At 38.3% G+C, this 18,832-nt stretch carries 14 protein-coding genes and 1 pseudogene; 1 reads left to right on the top strand and 14 read right to left on the bottom strand.

Annotation, left to right across the window (positions count from 1 at the left end; genetic code table 11):
* Positions 1-41 precede the first annotated feature (41 nt).
* The 8 genes from RT723_RS12410 to RT723_RS12375 form a co-directional block, all read right to left on the bottom strand.
* Positions 42-2,468, bottom strand: coding sequence for an ABC transporter permease (locus RT723_RS12410; protein WP_315947389.1), 2,427 nt, complete (start codon positions 2,466-2,468; stop codon positions 42-44).
* A complete protein-coding gene (locus RT723_RS12405; protein WP_315947388.1) occupies positions 2,465-3,169 on the bottom strand; it encodes an ABC transporter ATP-binding protein in 705 nt (234 codons plus the stop codon). The genes RT723_RS12410 and RT723_RS12405 overlap by 4 nt, the downstream gene beginning before the upstream one ends.
* Positions 3,170-3,234: 65 nt before the next feature.
* Complete coding sequence (locus RT723_RS12400) at positions 3,235-4,425, bottom strand: HlyD family secretion protein (RefSeq protein WP_315947387.1); 1,191 nt, start codon at positions 4,423-4,425, stop codon at positions 3,235-3,237.
* A gap of 261 nt (positions 4,426-4,686) precedes the next feature.
* Complete coding sequence (locus RT723_RS12395) at positions 4,687-5,976, bottom strand: sensor histidine kinase (RefSeq protein WP_315947386.1); 1,290 nt, start codon at positions 5,974-5,976, stop codon at positions 4,687-4,689.
* On the bottom strand, positions 5,957-7,309 hold the full coding sequence (locus tag RT723_RS12390; protein WP_315947384.1) for a sigma-54-dependent transcriptional regulator: 1,353 nt from the start codon (positions 7,307-7,309) through the stop codon (positions 5,957-5,959). Before RT723_RS12390 ends, RT723_RS12395 begins: the two co-directional genes overlap by 20 nt.
* A 190-nt stretch (positions 7,310-7,499) precedes the next feature.
* The gene (locus RT723_RS12385) at positions 7,500-9,767 is read right to left on the bottom strand and encodes a response regulator (protein WP_315947382.1); all 2,268 of its coding nucleotides are present in this window, start codon (positions 9,765-9,767) and stop codon (positions 7,500-7,502) included.
* A 330-nt stretch (positions 9,768-10,097) separates the two neighbouring features.
* Positions 10,098-10,439, bottom strand: coding sequence for a hypothetical protein (locus RT723_RS12380; protein ID WP_315947381.1), 342 nt, complete (start codon positions 10,437-10,439; stop codon positions 10,098-10,100).
* On the bottom strand, positions 10,429-10,656 hold the full coding sequence (locus tag RT723_RS12375; RefSeq protein WP_315947380.1) for a hypothetical protein: 228 nt from the start codon (positions 10,654-10,656) through the stop codon (positions 10,429-10,431). The genes RT723_RS12380 and RT723_RS12375 overlap by 11 nt, the downstream gene beginning before the upstream one ends.
* A gap of 51 nt (positions 10,657-10,707) precedes the next feature.
* Here RT723_RS12375 and RT723_RS12370 point away from each other — a divergent pair.
* Positions 10,708-10,857: pseudogene (locus RT723_RS12370) on the top strand (alanine--glyoxylate aminotransferase family protein); the annotation flags it as partial.
* Positions 10,858-10,972: 115 nt separating this feature from the next.
* Here the strand turns inward: RT723_RS12370 and RT723_RS12365 are convergent.
* From RT723_RS12365 to kduI, 6 genes are all read right to left on the bottom strand, one after another.
* Positions 10,973-13,957, bottom strand: a complete 2,985-nt coding sequence (locus tag RT723_RS12365; protein WP_315947379.1) for a TonB-dependent receptor — start codon at positions 13,955-13,957, stop codon at positions 10,973-10,975.
* Positions 13,958-14,296: 339 nt separating this feature from the next.
* Positions 14,297-14,914, bottom strand: coding sequence for a bifunctional 4-hydroxy-2-oxoglutarate aldolase/2-dehydro-3-deoxy-phosphogluconate aldolase (eda, locus tag RT723_RS12360; protein ID WP_315947378.1), 618 nt, complete (start codon positions 14,912-14,914; stop codon positions 14,297-14,299).
* A 91-nt stretch (positions 14,915-15,005) separates the two neighbouring features.
* Positions 15,006-16,376, bottom strand: coding sequence for an NAD(P)(+) transhydrogenase (Re/Si-specific) subunit beta (locus tag RT723_RS12355; protein ID WP_216056386.1), 1,371 nt, complete (start codon positions 16,374-16,376; stop codon positions 15,006-15,008).
* An 8-nt stretch (positions 16,377-16,384) separates the two neighbouring features.
* A complete protein-coding gene (locus tag RT723_RS12350; RefSeq protein ID WP_216056387.1) occupies positions 16,385-16,660 on the bottom strand; it encodes an NAD(P) transhydrogenase subunit alpha part 2 in 276 nt (91 codons plus the stop codon).
* A complete protein-coding gene (locus RT723_RS12345) occupies positions 16,660-17,811 on the bottom strand; it encodes an NAD(P) transhydrogenase subunit alpha (protein WP_315947377.1) in 1,152 nt (383 codons plus the stop codon). Before RT723_RS12345 ends, RT723_RS12350 begins: the two co-directional genes overlap by 1 nt.
* A 167-nt stretch (positions 17,812-17,978) precedes the next feature.
* Positions 17,979-18,809 carry a 5-dehydro-4-deoxy-D-glucuronate isomerase gene (gene kduI / locus RT723_RS12340; RefSeq protein WP_315947376.1) on the bottom strand — a complete coding sequence of 277 codons (831 nt, stop codon included), beginning with the start codon at positions 18,807-18,809 and terminating at the stop codon, positions 17,979-17,981.
* Positions 18,810-18,832: the final 23 nt, after the last annotated feature.

The raw sequence follows: 18,832 nt of genomic DNA, 5'->3' as shown, positions 1-18,832 counted from the left end.
GAGCGATAAGCTCGGTTTTAATATTTAACTATATACCTTTATTAATCACTTCCTCGTAAAGAGTGTATTGCTGGATGATTCACGTATTGACGTAATGGCCAGTAACAGGCAAATAACGACAAGGCCGCAATCGACAGCACAGTGAAGATAAACATTGGCAACAACTGTAAGCCTAAGTACGCCGCTAACTCAGTACTATAACTAATATATAAACCTAATAAGATAACTAAGCTTAACAAAACACCCAATACGATGACCGATGCATTATCTTTTATGATCATGCCCACTAAATGTTTTTTCTTAGCTCCAATCGCCATACGAGTTCCTAGTTCAAAACGGCGCATTTGCGTGCCGTAACTCAATATCCCGTACAAGCCGACGCCTGCTAAAAACAATGTAATAATCGCTAATACCACGGTTGTTGTTGCGGTTGTATATTGAGTAAACAACATACGTTTTTGGCTTTGTACTAAGTCTTCTAATCCAAACACCGCATACAAACCACTAACTTGCTGTAACACTGAAACCACTTGTTCACGGCTGATGGTTTGATTTTCAACTAGGTTTAGGGTCATTACTGTCGAACCAAGATTTGACGGTGTATAAACACGAATTGGAATTTCAGTACTACCTGGCATTTTTATACCTTTAACAACACCAATAATAGTGAAGTTTTCAGGGCCTCCTGGTGAAATTTGCATCCCCAATGCGCTACCCTCTGGATTCAGTCTTTTAGCGAATACGTCATTAACAATCATGACTCTGTTTCGATCTTTAATATCAGCTTCGGTAAATAAGTCACCTTCAATTAGATCCTGACCAATCATGTCAAAATATATATTATCAACACCTTTACTGCGTGGCGTGAAGTTAACGTTATCTTTAACGGAAGTTAGCGCCCACAAGCCATAACCTCTCAGTGGAGAACCCGCTATGGATACTGACTTCACTTGTGGTAACTCGGTTAATTTTTTACGTAGTTCAGTCATGACCGGAATGACTTCTTCCATTGGCGGCATTTGTGGTGCTGAAACGGATAATGATAATTCACTCATATTCTGGACACTAAAACCGGTAGGCTCTGTGATGGTCTCAACCGCTTCTTTGAATAGACTAATGTTGGCGAACACAAGTACCGTTGCTATCGCTACTTGGCTGACAATCAACATCTGTCTAATACGTTTTGAAACCTGAATACCTGTGCCTTTACCACTAGACTGTAATAAAGAATTTAGCGCTCGGTAGTTGATCATTTTTCTGCTTAACCCAGCAAATAATAAAGCAAAGACCAATGCAAAAAATACGGCTACGCCAAAGGTGATCCCATTAATAGATAACTCAGACACACGAGGTAATATTTCTGACAGATTTTGCTGTAACACATAAAAACCAAACGACGAGATAATTAACGACAGTCCGACTGATAAGAACATTAACAAACTAGTTTCAGCAAATATTGCTTTAAATAAATGAGATTTTTTAGCACCTAATGCAGCAAAAATAGCTAGTTGCCTTTGTTGTTCTGCAGTACGAGACATAAACAAATTAGCGATATTGGCACAGGCAATGATCACTAAACCAAATACGCCGGCAAGTAACAAGTACACTGTATTTTCGCTATCTCCTAAGATCACGGTTTGGAACGAATGTAGCTCCATATTGATATTCCAACCTGCAAAAAAGGCAATACCTGATACTTTCTCTTTCCACGTATCATTTACCAATGGTGTAATGATTTGTTCAGCTTGAATTGCAGTAATGCCATCTTTTAACTTGCCAACAAAATTCAATGCTCCGCTAATATTGCTCCAACGGTCTTTCATTCTGCTGTCTAAGTTATAGTCCCAAGGAAACCAAACACCGGTTAATCTGCCTGTTCTTGCAATTTGCGGTTCAACAAAGTTTTTGCTGGTCACGCCTACAACATTGTAACTAATGCCACTGAAATCAATTTTTTTAGATAATATATTTGGATCTGAGGCGTATTCCTCACTCCAAACTTTATAACTTAAAATTGCTACTGGGTTATTGGTCTCTAACGCTTCTGTTAATTCGAATCTGCGACCTAACACCATAGAAGTATCAAGTAAATTGAACCATTCTGGTGTTATATATCCTGTATTCACGGTTGGTTGATTTGGTAAAGAGGTTAAAACATCTTCGCCGTAATGCACTAATGCGGCTTGTTTAAATACATCTTGGTTTTTATATAAGTGAATTAAACCTGGATAGGTAAACGCTTTAGCATTAGTTTCGCCAGATTTATCTCCAATTGCATGCTCAACTTTATATAGATTATCTTGTTCAGGATAAGGTAAAGGTTTAAGTAATAATAAATACGCTAACGTCACTATGCACAATAGTGCGCCTAAGGTTGTGCCCATGGTTATTACTACAGTAGAGACAAAACCGGGCTTTTTACTCAAGCCTGCCCAAGCTTGTTTGAATTGATAGATTAATTGACTCATACCGCAACCTGCAAATCTGGGCTAGTTAAAATAGAACCATCTAATAATTTAAGTTGTGTTTTGGCCATATCTGCATATCTAGGATCATGGGTAACCATACAAATAGTAGTGCCGCTGTTATTTAGTTTTTCTAATACGTCCATAACTTGGTCACCGCTTTTTGAGTCCAAATTACCTGTAGGTTCATCCACTAACAAAATTGCAGGTTCTGCTACTAATGCACGAGCAATGGCGATACGTTGTTGTTGTCCACCAGATAACTGATTTGGTTTATGACTGGCTCTATGACTCATATCAACCATTTCTAAACAAGCTTTAACTCGTGTTGCTATTTCTGCGTCGGATGGCACTTTATCTTTATACCTTAATGGTAAGGCAACATTGTCGAATACTGATAGTTCATCAATTAAGTTAAACGATTGGAAGATAAATCCAATCTTGCTATTTCTGATCTCAGCAGCCTGATCTAAAGTAAGATCGCTAACATTTTCACCTTCAATAATATATTCACCTGCACTTGGCATATCTAATAAACCAAGAATGGCTAACAAGGTAGATTTGCCACAACCTGACGGACCAGAGATTGAAACATAATCCCCAGCGTTGATTGTAAGGTCGATGCTCTTTAATGCGTGAGTTTCTAAATCTTCGGTTTCGAAAATTTTAGATATACCTGTCATTTTTATTTTTATTTCGCTCATATTTGTTCCCCTACCATTTTTTTGTTTTGACGTTTAAACTCTGTTTTTAGTTATAGCTACGTCTTTTAATTAATAGTTAACGTCAAATTAGTTGACTGTAAATTGCTTAAATCTGTAATAATAAATTGTTCCGCTTGATTGGCTCCGCTTTTCACTTCCATGAATTGTCCGGCTTGACTACCAAAAACCACTTCCGTTAACACCGCTGTATCTCCAGTTGGAATTAACTTATACATTTCGAATCGGGTATTAGATTTAACGCCAGCTGGACGTCTAATGTAATTAACATTTAATAAGGTATCCGCGATTATCTTTCCGTCTACCGTTAACTGAGGACGAGCACTAGCCGGCAAGTTTTCTGGTAATGAAACTTCTATTTCCACGGTATTGTTATCAACAATAGGGTCTATGCGAGATACAAGACCTTCAATTTTATCTCGTCTTGTATCGATTATGACTTTTTGACCAACAACCACTTGTTGAGCTTGGCTTTGCGGAACACGAATTAATGCAATTAAATCGGTAACACTACCAATTAATGCAACTTCACTACCCGCAGCAAGGCTTTGGCCTAACTCAACGGACAAACGTTGTAACACTCCATCAAAGCCAGCACGGACGGTTAACTTTTCTAATCTAGATTGGGCAATGGCTAATCGGCCTTCTTGCTGTTTTATTCTTTCTAGCTGGATGTTAACGGACTCGTTGTGTACCAAACTTAACTGATCGTTTCTTTGTTCTAATATTTCGATGCGCTGTCTCAACTGACGTTCATCTAATAATGTTTGTTGGAAGGTTAAATCTGACACTATGCCTTTGGCGGCTAACTGCTCTTCTGCGGTGCGTTTTAAAACCGCGGTTTCATGACTCGCTTTGATTTGAGCGAGTTGGGCATATTCGTTTAATGTTTCACGTTGATTATTAAGTTTAAGCTGGCGTAAATTTGCTTTAATTTGCGTGAGTTCTTGTTCGGCATTTTCGACTTGCTGTTGTAACTCAGGATTCTCTAATCGAACAATGACACTATTTGCTGTCACTGATGCACCAGGTTTTAATACGATCTCTTTTACTGTTGCGGAAGAAAATGAAGTAATAAGTTGCTGTTTGTCAGAAGTTAATGTGCCATATCCATCAATGATGACTTCCAAATCGCCTTTTTGCACTGACTCAATTAAAAGACTGGCTCTTTCGACTGAAACTGAGCTACCTATACGCATTGCCCAAAATACTAAAATGACAAATAACAGCGAGATCACGCCTGTTATTTTAGCTTTTGAATCCAGTAATCCAGATTTTTTTGCTTGGTTTTAACTACGTCCATAACTCAACTACAACAATAATAATGTAGACTGGGTTATCAAGTTACATGCCAAGAAAATAACGCAATAAAAACAGAAACTTAAATATCACACCATCTATTAAACTGATTTAACCGTCCGATATCGGACGGTTAAAATTCGGATCCGAAACATGAGTTTAATGTCAAAGTCATTTATAAGACTATGTGCTTGTGATGGTTAAGAGGTCAGTGGCAAAGTAATAGAAATAGTCACACCTGTTTGGCTATTTTTATTAGCCAAGTCGGCATTATTTTCTAAATCAATAGTACCTTTGTGTTGTTCGATAATATTGCGACAAAATGTCAAACCAATCCCTTGTCCTTGTGGTTTCGTGGTAAATAATGGCACAAATAAATTATCCGTATTGGCAAAACCATGACCATTATCTTCAAGTTCAATTTTGCACTTATTTTTTACCCGGACAATGGTAAATTTAACTTTAGTCGCCCCCGCTTCTTTGGCATTTTTCAGTAGGTTAATAAATACTTGCTCTAGAAAGGTGGTATCTCCCCAAAGCTTGCTTTCTTTAACTTGTGTGGTAACTTCTAACTCGGGATTGAGAGCTTTCAATCGCTCTACAAAACTAGATAACTCAATACTTTGATAATGTAAGTCTAACTGTTGTGACAATGATGAATAACGATTAATAAAGTCTTGTAAGTGCAAACATCTGTCAGATATCAGTGCTAAAGCACTTTGTTCTCTAGGAGATATCATCTGGGTGGACAGGCTTTCGGCTAATGACGACACCGGGGTTAACGAGTTTCTAATTTCGTGTCCCATAACCCTAATTATTTGTTGCCATGCGTTTAATTGGCTTGCTCTTAACGCAGAATCAATGTTGGTAAACACTAACAAAAAATGCTCTTCACCTGAGTCGATAAATTTACTTTGGCTAATTTGCCATTGTTGTCCTTTTCTGGGAATCGACCAACCAGAATCAGTTTCAATCAGGCCTAATAATTTAGGAGATGCTAATCGATACATTTGCCAAGGCTGGTTATACAAAATGGAAAACGCCGCGTTGGCGTAGGTCAGCTTTTGCTTTTTATTAAACACCAACATCGGTGTGTTAAGCTGATCTATTAACTGATAGAGTAAAAATGCATGTTGATCATAACGTGACTTTTGTTGTTGCAAGTGTTGACTTAAGGCTTTTAACGCCAAATGAAGTTCATTGGAATTACCTTCATCAAAATCCGATTTTGCATACTGATTATAATCTTCCATTTTTACCGCTTCTATATGCAACAAAGCTCGGTCAAAACCTGCGGTTATACGTTTACGGAACTTAAATGAAAATATGGTGAGGGCAAAAGCTTGAAATACTAGAGTGAGTGCAATATCCCACGAATTCCATTGCAGTTGCTCAAGTAATAAACCTGTAACCACCAGAAATAACATGCAGAAAATGGTGACTATTTTTAAGATGTAACCTTCTAAGGTTTTATTTTTGAATATCGTCATATTTTTCTAAACGTCGATACATAGAAGATTTGGTTAACCCTAACAATTTAGCAGCATGAGTCATATTACCGTCTGTATTAGATAATGCTTGTTTTAACAACAAACGCTCAGCTTGTTCAAGCGTCATCATATTAATACTTGTAGCTGCGTCTTGGGACTTAAGGTTAAAGTCAGACACTACTAACTCTGAGTGTTTTGCTAATAACACGGCACGTTCCGTTAAGTGACTTAACTCCCTTATATTTCCAGGCCAATGATAAGTCGTCAGAGCTTGTTTTGCATGAGCCGATATCGTACTTACTTCTCTGTTGTATTTAACTCTATATTGTTCTAAAAAATGCTCGGCTAAAGGGATGATATCTTGCTGTCTTGCTCTTAACGGCGGCAACCTAAACTCTATGGTATTGAGGCGATACAACAAATCCTCTCTAAACTCGTCTTTGCCAATCATTGCATTTACATCACCGTTGGTTGCACTAATAATGCGTACATTTGTACGTAAGGTTTTACTAGAGCCTAAAACTTCATACTCTCCCGTTTCTAACACTCTAAGTAACTTAGCTTGTTGGGATAAAGGGATGTTTGCAATCTCATCTAAGAAAATAGTGCCTTTGTTTGCCAGCTCAAAACGCCCTATCCTGTCAGTTTTGGCATCGGTGAACGCCCCTTTGTTATGTCCAAACATTTCGCTTTCAAATAAAGATTCTGAAATAGCCCCCATATTCACCGAGATAAATGGCTCTGTCGAACGACTAGAATATTGATGTATATGTTGAGCCAACTGGCTTTTGCCTGTGCCATTTTCGCCAGTTAATAAAATTGAAACATCTGCAGCAGCGACACTTTCAATTTGCTGCAATAAGTCCGTCATACAGCACGACTGCCACTGAAAGCCAAATTGCTCTGAAGGCTCCAAACGTTGTGCTAACTTTTTATTCTGCTGTTTTAACCCTGATAATTCTAATTGCTGACTGATAACTTGCAGTAACCTTTGGTTCTTCCAAGGTTTTTCAATAAAATCGCCTGCACCAAGTTGCATGGCTTTAACCGCCAACTCAACATTAGACCAAGCAGTCATAGCGACAACCGCAATATTGTATTCCGACTTTTGTAACCAAGCTAAAAACTCTAAACCCTCATCACCTGACGTTGTATCTAACGAGTAATTCATATCTAACAAAATAATACTTATGTTATTTTGTTCAATGATGTCTTTAGCGTCATAAGGACTTTTAGCCCCAATCGCTTGATAACCATTATCTTCTAATACAAATTGAGCGCTGACGATAATATCAGCTCGGTCATCGACGATGAGAATTGTTGGGGTAACCATACTGGGTTCCGTTCTTTAAACTATTACCAAGAGAGTAACGTGTTAAAGTCAAAATCGCATTTACTATTTTGCTAGTAGTATGGTTTTAATAACAAAAAAGCCCTAAATATATTAGGGCTAAAAATACCTATTTAAGGTTATTCGACAAACTTTAACTCCGTGGGAGCACTTACGAAAATAGCTAAATACTTTAAATGTCTGACATTAAGATATTCAATTTATCACCCTGCTGAATTTGTGAAATCAGTTTTGACAGCTCGTCCATTTTAATTGGTTTGGTAAGATGCGCATTCATACCTGCGTTTAGCGACTCGTTAATGTCTGAGGCAAACGCATTTGCGGTTAACGCTACGATAGGTAAATTGCCTTTATAACTTTCTCTAATGATGCGGGTGGCTTCTAATCCGTTCATCTCTGGCATGTTAACGTCCATTAACACTAAGTCGAACTGACAATCGTTTAGTTGACTCCCCTCTTGTTGAGAGCACACCTTTTCAACCGCTTCGTTGCCATTAACAACCCATTCCACTTTATGCCCAATACGCTCCAACATGTTAATGGCGATTTGTGCATTTATTGAATTATCTTCGGCTAATAATATATTCAATACTGGAGTATCAAACTGTTTGTTATTTGTATTTTCGCAAAGTAATGAACTCAGTTTTTTATTAAATATCTCAGGCTTAACTGGTTTCTCTAAAATTGGCACATGCCCAAGCTCTTGTCTGTCTGCTAAAGAAATAGCCTCAGGTGCTGCGGTAACAACCATATATTTGCAGTTGGCATCATGGGCTTTGTGTAGTTCAATTAACCTTATGCCATCGACTTCCGGCATTTGATAATCCACTACTAATACCGCAATCGAACCTATATTGGCTTGTTCTTTTTGGAATGCCTCTGCTGAGTCAAAGGTAAGGCAAGCTAGTCCCATTTTTTTGATCAGTGATTTTAAGTAAATCCGGCTATTTTCTAAGTCGTCAACTACGACAATTAAACTATCTTTATTTAACGAATTCGTTAAAGGGGTTAAAGCTTCTAATTTTTTATCAGACTTATCTAACATGACAAAAAATTGAAACCTTGAACCTTTGTTAACTTCACTTTCTACTTGGATTTCACCTTGCATCATTTCAACTAAATCACGAGTAATGTTTAACCCAAGTCCTGTTCCACCAAACTTTCTAGTCGTTGAGCCATCAGCTTGAGTGAATTTATCAAAAATACTCGCCAACTGAGTTGAATCTATTCCAATACCTGAATCGTTAATCGACATTTGTAATTTAACTTTTGTATTATCGAGCTCTTCTAATTGGATATTAATGTCAATTTTGCCTTGCTCGGTAAATTTAAGCGCATTAGATAATAGATTATTGATAACTTGGGTTAATCGAGTTGAATCGCCTTTTAAATACGCAGGAAACTCTTTCGGATTAGTAATGTTGAGTTCGATAGATTTACGCTGACAAAGCACAATAAAAGGGGCAAAACATTGATCTAATAATTGATTAAGTGAAAAGTCCGTTTGTTCCAAATACATTTTCTTAGCTTCAATTTTAGCAAGATCGAGTACTTCATTGATTAGTTTTAACAGATGTTTTGAAGACGCAACGGCTTGTACCAAAAAGCTTTCACGTTTAACAGGATCACTCTCACTTCTCGCAAGTTCCTGCATTCCCATAATGCCATTTAAAGGCGTTCTCAGTTCATGACTCATATTGGCTAAAAACTCAGACTTAGCGACGTTAGCTAGCTCAGCAGCGTCTTTAGCTTCCTCTAAATCTTCAACATTACGCATGATTTGGCGCTCAAGAGGCTTGAATATAAAAAACAGTTCTAGCAGTAAAATTAGCAATGTACTAAGGAAAATAGCCGTTTCTATATTCGACATACTATCAACCTTCAATTGGGCACTAAGCTCTAATGCCACTACAACCTGGTTCAAATCCTTTAATAACGAATCCGTTTCATCATCGTTATAATTCCAAGCTAACGTTTGAACTGATTGACTTTCGACTTGAATAAGTAGCTTCTTGGCAGCATCCACATAATTAATAATTCTAGACTTAAGCAAACTAGGCTCTGCGTATAAAATATGGCTTACCTCTGCAGGAACAAGGCCATTTGAACTCTGTTCTTTTAATAACCCCTCTAAGACTTCTTGGTTAGTTTCAAATTTGTTTACTGCAGCTTTTAACTTATTCAGTTGGGATACTAATGACGGATTAGGAGCGGTTAAGTTGTCAGTACGAATTATTTGATTCGCGTGCAAGCTTATTTTCTGCGATAGCATTCTCTGCATACCGGCAATATTAATTATAACAGCATCGTCACGCTGGCTTTGTAATACTGATGATATGATAAAAAATGACGAGGAGATCAAGATAGCGATAAATGAAAGTGCCAGACTATATCGAAGCTTTATTTGCTTCCTTAGTTTATTATTCAACACTAAACTCATATGTACTGGGCACCTTAATTGATATTTACTGCATTGCTTAATGATATCACTAGTTAAAAGTTAGTACGTTTTGAGCAATGCGTACATATACAATTAGAAAAATATTAGAGGGGACAAGTTACCAAATTAACATTTTGCTGGGATTTAACAAACAAGTAAAAACAGTTTGTATCCTTATATGACCGATTTTCTGGCAAAAAAACGGTAAGCAATTTTACAATGGCTTACCGTTTTAGTTATCTCTTCGCTGTTAGTTAACAGTATATTGTTTTCTATTTTACGAACTTCAGCGTCATGCGGTCGCTTTCACCAATAGCTAAGTATTTAGCTTTATCTTCTTCGCCCAAGCGTAAACTTGGCGGTAATGTCCAAACGCCTTTTGGATGTTGAGCTGTGTCTTTTTGCATTGGCATTAATTTCACTTGTCGCTACCAATTTAAAGCCTGCTTTTTTAGCTGCGGCAACAACATAGGATTGTTTCATGTAACCTGAGTTTTTATTTTCAACTTGATCTAAACTTTCTGGCATACGATGTTCAACCACACCTAACACGCCACCTTTTTTAAGGGCTTTATAAAAACCGGTAAATGCAGTTTCAACACCACTACCTATGTACCAGTTATGAACGTTACGGAACGTCAGTACCATATCAACACTGTTTTCAGTGTGCAAAGTCTAATAATTTAGTTGCGTGGAATTGAGAGATTTCAGCTCCTAGAAATAAAGGATCGGTTGCTACTTTTTCTTTAAAACTGTTGAAGCTACGTTCATAAAATGCAGAACCACCTTCAAAGGTAGGGGAGTGAGCTGCAATGTATTTGCCTTTTTCTTTTACCACAGGGTTAATAACTATTGTGTACCAACCGTCGCCAGGCCAAATCTCAACCACTGACGTTTCCGGTATTAAACCAAAAAAACTCTAGTGTTTGTTTTGGATGACGTTAGAAGCTGTTTTTTGAATGAGTTTAATTTGGAAATTGGCACGGGCCTTGGTGCATTCGCAGGCAAAGCATGGCGTATAGGTTTGATGGGATACAGTGCAAAAAGTGAAAATGTACTGTTATGTGTTGCTGCGTTAAATAATAGCTAAATAACTCTTTCGCGCATTGCTGGTTTATGGTTAATTTTCCTCTATAAAAAAACACCAAGCTATAAATAGCTTGGTGTTCACCAGAAATACAAATCACATAATATTTCTGCTTGGCTTAGAACTTATATTTAGCGTTAACAGCATAAACTCGTCCACCAAACTTAGTAGAGCGCGGCATCCACTCATTGTTTTGATACTCTTCGTATAAGGTATCCGTTAAGTTATATGCTTTAAAACTGACACTCATTTTTTCATTCACATTATAGTAAGCTGAAAGGTCTAATCGGCCAGCCGCTTTTACACTTCTGTCACCGCTACCATTAGCTGTACCTGTGGTTCTTAAGTCATAAGCTGTACGATAGTTATAAGCTATACGGATACCAAAATCATCTTCTTCGTAATACGCAATAGCGTTATATGTCTCATCTGAAATACCAGGAACACGCGCATCGTCGTCTTCATCTTGACTTGTATTTGAATAGTTCAATACACCACCTAAACCATTAAACGGGTAAGGCAAGAAGTCCAAGTTTTGCTGAATTGATAATTCATAACCACTTACAGAAATAGTATCTTCTATATTGATTAAACCAGACATACGAACCTCATCGCCCGCTACCAATAAAGTAGCATCAGAAAGGTTGTCATTACCGTCTGTAATACAAGTACCATCAGCTTGTTGAGATAAACTACCTAAGTTAACGCCAGTCCCAACCAGTGCATCACTATTACATAAACCTTCGTTATCAAATAAGTTTGAAATTTCCTTATTAAATACCGCTAATGTAATCGCACTACCTTCACGGTTATACCATTCAAAAGAGAAATCCAAAGAATCCGCTTCAAATGGTTTAATACCAACCCCCGGTAGACCAACTTCAGCCAACCCTGGAATATATTTGAATTTAGCAGAAGGATTAGCCGCTCTTAAGTCTGGACGAACTATTGATTCGTTGTAAGCCATACGTACCATAAACTCTTCATCCTGATCTAAGTTCATCGCTAAGTTAATGCTAGGTAAAAAGTGGCTGTAATCTTCTGGATAAACACCTTGGTCTAAGTTATTGATATCGCCTTGTCCAGCTAATGGCGCGCGAGACTCTGTAGATGAATCAATATAACGTCCACCCACATTACCAGTAAGGTAAGAGTCACCCAACTCAACTTCTAGATTAGCCATTAAATAGAGCGCATGAGTTTCTAGTGATGAAGAATAAATATAACCATCAGCTTGACGACCACCACGTTGGATATAACCCATAGGTGTTAATACCGCAGTTTCACCATCGCTAGAATCACCAACATTATTAATATCGATAGAGTCTCTTAAACCTTGGTTCATTGAAGCAAAATCAAATGAACGCCAACCGTCTGCAGCGGTTACAAAACCTGGGGCTAGGCCTCCAAAAAAGGCTTCTTCATTTACATAAGATGGGTCTGTTATAGAAGCATTAGTAAGAACGCCTGTAGGATCTACACCAACAGAAGAACCTTTTGCATAAGTAGAATCTTGTGAAGACTCAGCAAAACGGTAACCAAATTTGATACTTTGGATGAACGGGTTATCTAACATATGTTCAGCATTAAACTCTACTGAGTTAGCTTCATGTTCAACCTGTTCATAGTTACCGGTAATGATCATATAAACATTAGATACACCATCAACTTTTGAACCAACTAATGCTGTATTTGCAACTTTATCTTTTACGCTCCAAACTGCATTATCCCAATCCATCGAACCTTCAGCGCCTTCCATATCAAAATAGAAATCGCCTATATCACCCTCACCTGTATATACCGTCCCGGTAATACCTGAGTTATCGACACGTGAAGATAACAATACTTCAGCGCGTTGGTTAACTGCATCAGAAAGAGTTACTGCAGCATCTACGATCCAATCATCAGAACGCCATTCTGCGTCAAACAAATATGCATTAGAATCTTGTTGTTGAGCATCTTGACGATTATCAAAATAATAACGAGGGTTATTAAAATCAACCGCTGAAAGTGTATAGATTGGCTCTCCGTTTGTACCCACAGATCCAGTATCTCTTGGTGCAGAATCAGCACGTGGTGTAATGCCTACGGTGCTTTGATCTAAACGCATTTCCAACTGTTCTAAACGGCTACCGTCTAGATCGCGGCTAGTTAAAATTACATTGGCACCAAGTTTTAATTGCTCAGTGGCTTGGAACTCTATACCACCGGCAAAAGATAGACGGTCACCTGTGTTTACTTCACTCTGTTGGCGATACTCGCCTGGCATTTGCACTATGGCATTTGACGGTAAACCTTGAGCCGCTTTCCACTCACTAAAGGTGCCAGCCCCATTACCTTGGTCATATTGTTTGTTTGAAATAGTGTCATACGCATTAATTCTTATGGCGTCTTGACGGAAAGTCTGTTCTGAAAATGCAAGGGTACCATTTACCGCTAATACATCTTTAATCAAGTGCGTTGAACCAGACAATACAAATTCAGGATCCATAGAGTCGGCTAACTCTTCATGTCTGAAACCCACTTGCGCGGTTAATGAATCTTTGCGGCTTAATGCACCACGAATTCCTTGGTCTACGATACCTGAAATCCCGCCTTCTGGCATTTCAGCTGATAAAGATTTTACGACTTTAATGCCAGAAAATACTGCTGGATTAAAGGCTCCAAAAGGATTACCAGCTCCATATGCAGATGCTGATGAATTTCTAGTTGGAGTAGCAATTGCCTGGCCATTCGCAGTTGTTAATACAAAACCAGACGGCAGTCCGCGTAAGTTAATGCTTGATTCTCTGCGCTCGCCCTCACGGTTAAGCTGAACACCAGCAACCGCTTGTAATGCTTCACCCATATCTAATGCCGGTAGGCTACCAATATCATCTGATGAAATTCCATCGACTATGGTAGGTGATGACTTTTTAGCGTTTAATGCTGATTCAAGGTTACCTTTGATACCTTTGATTTCTATTACTTCAACATCATCGACACTTGGTGCTTTTTCTTTTTCAGCATCAACTGCTGCATACGCACCAAAACATTGAATTGAAATTAGAGTGCTAAGTAATGTTCTTTTAAAGCCCACTTTACTGAAATGTTGTTTGCTCATGAATTTCCCCGTTTATTATTATATTTTTTTGTAACTTTGATTAATCTATCACCACAAAACAAAAAGGTAAAGTAATCTGGAGGTAAAGTGGCCTTACCAAAGATGGTTAATTCATAAGGTACTATTTTATAAGGAAATTTAATTTTACTTTTCTTGAATTTTTTAAAAATCAATCAAAAAAACGAACAATAGGCAAGGTTAAAATCTAGAAACACTATGTGAATTTTTTATAGTCCAACGAGGAAGCAACATGATAAGAACAAGAGATGATAAAGCTAAAACAGCCCTATCATCCTTGTTAATTTGGTAAATGTAAACGATTGTTTAAAAATAGTAGAGTTAGTTTATCGCACTCAAACAAGAGTTTGTTATCGCTTGCCAATTTTCTGTATTTAACCATTCTGGTTGGCAAACCCAAGTACCACCCACCGCAAAGACATTAGGTAATGATAAATAGTCTTGTTTATTGGCTTGGGTAATTCCGCCGGTTGGACAAAAGGTCACATCCTGAAATATGGATGAAACGGCTTTTAAAAATGGCGCACCTCCAGACAAAGAAGCTGGAAATAGTTTCATTTCAGTAAAGCCAAACTCCCTTGCTAATAAAATATCAGTAGTATTTGATACCCCAGGTAATACAGGCACGCCACAATCCACTAAATAGCCTAATAACTTATTGGATATGGCTGGAGTAACAATAAAATCAGCCCCCGCTTCTATCGCTTGTTTTAATATATCTTCGTCGGTTACTGTGCCAGCACCGACTATAAGTTCTGGCAAAGCTCGTTTAATTGCCGTTAATGCCTGTAATGACTCAGGTGTACGCAACACCACCTCAACGACAGTTAATCCGGCTGCAAACATAGCTTTTGCTATGTTTACACCTTGCTCAACATTGTTTGCTTGGATAATAGGTAATAACGGCTGTTGTGCCATTAAACTTGATATAGATTTCATATGAATGCCTTGACTCTAATTTGAGTTATTTTTACCCAATAACTCGTTAATATAATTTAAATAGCCTTAACCTTGATTAAGGCTTTAAAGCTTAATCTGCAAATTGACGGATAATGGTGTTGATAGTTTCTTTAGCATCACCAAATATCATGCGACTGTTGTCTTTGAAGAACAGTGGATTGTCGACACCGGCAAAACCCGTTGCCATGCCGCGTTTTAATACAAATACGTTTTTAGCCAAATCTGCATTTATGACTGGCATACCGTAAATAGGACTACCTTTCATTTCGCGAGCGGCAGGATTTACAACGTCATTTGCCCCAATAACAATGGCCACATCAAAACTGTCTATTCGAGCGTTGATCTCATCCATTTCAAATAATTGTTCATATGAAACATCCGCTTCTGCTAATAATACATTCATGTGCCCAGGCATACGTCCAGCAACAGGATGGATAGCATAAGCGACTTCCGCCCCATTACTTTCAAGCAGAGTTTGTAATTCTTTTAACGCATGTTGTGCTTGTGCTACAGCCATGCCATAACCAGGAATAACCACAACAGATTGAGCTGCTTCAAGAACAAAAAAAGCATCTTCTGCAGTTAATGGCTTTATCTCACCTTCGATTTTCATTTCATTTTTTACTACAGCTTGGAAACCAGAAGTTAAGACATTAACCAAAGAACGGTTCATCGCTTTACACATAATGTTGGTTAAGATGATGCCACTGGCACCAACCAATGCACCTGCCACTATTAACAAATTATTTTCCAATGCAAAACCTGCAGCACAGGCCGCTAAACCGGAATAACTATTTAGCAGTGAAATGACTACCGGCATGTCTGCACCACCAATTGGCAATACCACCATGACGCCAAGCACTAATGCCAAGCCAATCACTAAATAATGCCAAGTTAATAATGTTGGTTCAGTTATAAATAAATACGCAGATAAACACACCAAAACGAGTAACAATACATTGGCAAACGCTTGTCCTTTAAAGACTAATGGTCTGCCGGCTATTTTTTCGCTTAATTTAGCCCACGCCACCACACTGCCTGAAAACGTTACACCACCAATTAATAACGCCAAAAAGGTAACAAACAACACAAATATGGAAAGATCTGAATTGCCTAATACCGTTGACCAGCCCACAGCAACACTGGCTAAACCGCCAATCCCGTTAAATAGTGATACAAGTTCAGGCATTGACGTCATTTCTATGCGTTTAGCAGCAAAACCACCAACCACAGAACCCGTAATAATGCTGATGACAATCCACTCAAATGAAACTATGTTTTTATCTAATAAAGTAACAATAATGGCAACAAACATAGCGATTGATGAAACTAAGTTGCCCTTTCTGGCAGTACTTGGGTGACTTAGTAATTTAAGACCCAGTATAAATAATGTTGCTGATATCACATAAACAGCATTGATCAATAAGGTAAAATCAAACATGACAACTCCTATCGTTTCTTAAACATGGCTAACATACGATCTGTAACCATATAACCACCCACAACATTCACGGTGGCAAAAAAAGCAGCCGCAGCCCCCAACCAAGTCGCCCACTGACCCGATTCACCACCGGCCATACTTAATGCGCCGATTAAGGTAATACCAGAAATAGCATTAGCCCCTGACATTAAAGGTGTATGCAAGGTAGCGGGTACTTTGCGAATCAATTCAAATCCAACAAACACCGACAGCATTAAAATGAATAATAAGTAGATAGCAATCATTACGCGGTTTCCTTATTTAAATGTTGTTTAATAACGTCATTAACCACATCGCCTTGATATGTGATCACTGCGTTTTGTAAAATTTCATCGGTTAAATCAAGGTTGAATTCAGCCTGCTCTTTGTCCCAACATTCGCTGATTAAATTAAATAAGTTGTTGCCATACATTTGAGATGCATCTTTGGCGACTTCATTTGACCAGTTACCTGTACCAACAACTTTCACGTTATGTATACTCACTGTTTGGCCTGCAACTGAACCTTCAACATTGCCACCACTTTCCGCTGCCATATCAACAATTACGCTGCCGGGTTTCATCAGCTTAATGGTGTCTTTGTTAATCAATTGCGGTGGTTTACGTCCAAATAATTGAGCTGTTGTGATCACTATGTCTGAATCAGCAATACACTTTGCTTGCTCTCTTTGCTGTATTTTCATTTGTTCTGCGGTTAATACTTGGGCATATCCTTGACCAGTTTGGCCTGTCTCACCCAAATCAATCTCTAAAAACTTTGCCCCTAACGACTGAACTTGTTCTGCAACCACAGTACGAGTATCAAATGCAGTCACTGCAGCGCCCAAACGTTTAGCCGTTGCTATGGCTTGCAATCCTGCAACACCAGCGCCTATGACAAATACTTTGGCAGGTTTGATGGTGCCTGCAGGTGTCATCATCATTGGTAGTACCGACGCTAACGCATTAACCCCTTTGGCTACCATGACATACCCAGCCAAGCTAGCTTGGGAGCTAAGTGCATCCATTTTTTGACAACGACTAATACGCGGGATCATTTCCATACTGATGCTAGTGAGTTTGTGTTCACATAATGTTTTTACGTAATCAGCTCCATTAAACGGGTCTAAGAAACTAACCAAAATGGCTTTATTATTTTGGCAATTACTTAGCTCTTGCTGAGGTAATTTATGGATAGATAAAATTATGTCAGCTTGTTTGAGTAAGGTTTCACGTGACTCAGCTACCTTTGCACCAGCGTCTACATAATCTTGGTCTGTGATAAATATATTATCTCCTAAACCACTCTCGATTAAGACTTGAGCGCCCATTAAGGTATACGCTTTTACATTGGCCGGTAACAACGCTGTACGGTTTTCACCGACGTGCTGCTCTTTTGGAAAGGCTATTATTTTCATATTCTCTCTCAAATTTTGGTCGCAAAAAACCGCCTAGCATTTTGGCTAAAATGCTAGTTAGGTTTATTTGAACAGGTTTATACCAATTGAATTAATTGGTATTTAATAGGTGTTGTCTGCTGTTAACACATAGCTAACAAAACCATTTGGCTTTATTAGTTTGAGGATTAACGTAAGTCCGTAACCTTTAAATGATCCATGTCATCAAACTCTTGGTTCTCTCCGCCCATAGCCCATATAAAGCTATAGTTTGAAGTACCAACACCACTGTGGATTGACCAACTTGGTGAAGCAATGGCGGTTTCTGAATCAATTGGAAGTGTACGTACCTCAGATGGTTCACCCATTAGATGAAATACTTTTTCATCTTGTGGTAAGTCAAAGTACATATATATTTCTGTACGTCTAAAGTGAGTATGAGGTGGTTTGGTATTCCAAACACTGCCCGTTTTCAATTCAGTAATACCCATCACTAACTGGCAACTATCCACAATTCCTGGGCGAATTGACTGGAAAATCACACGTTCATTTGATGTTTCTTGTGAGCCAAGTGCGATGTATTTCGCTGCACTTTTTGGTACATGCACTGTTTTAGTAACACGATGCGCTGGATAAGAAACTAAATAAAACTTAGCAGGATTGTTTGCATCATTTGATGAAAACTCAATTTTTTGGCTTTCTTTAGGTATATATAAACTATCACGATTAGCCATAGCGTAATCGGTGCCATCAACATTAATACTACCTTCACCACCAATGTTTATTACACCTGCTTCACGGCGTTGACAAAAATAATCAGCAGCCAACTCTTTATGAGTTGGTAATAAAATAGGTTTATCTTGTGGCACTATGCCACCCACTAAACCACGGTCAACATCGGTATAAACCAATACAATTTCACCCGCTTGGAACAGGGGTTCGGTTACAAAGGCTTCACGTAATTCATCATTACGCATGTTTTTGTAGCTTCTAATATCGGCTGAGAACATAAATTTCATGATGTTTCCTTAAATTAATTCAG

It is taken from the genome of Psychrosphaera aquimarina (assembly GCF_032461525.1).
Taxonomy (GTDB): domain Bacteria; phylum Pseudomonadota; class Gammaproteobacteria; order Enterobacterales; family Alteromonadaceae; genus Psychrosphaera; species Psychrosphaera aquimarina.
This window is presented reverse-complemented; position numbering and strand designations above follow the sequence as displayed.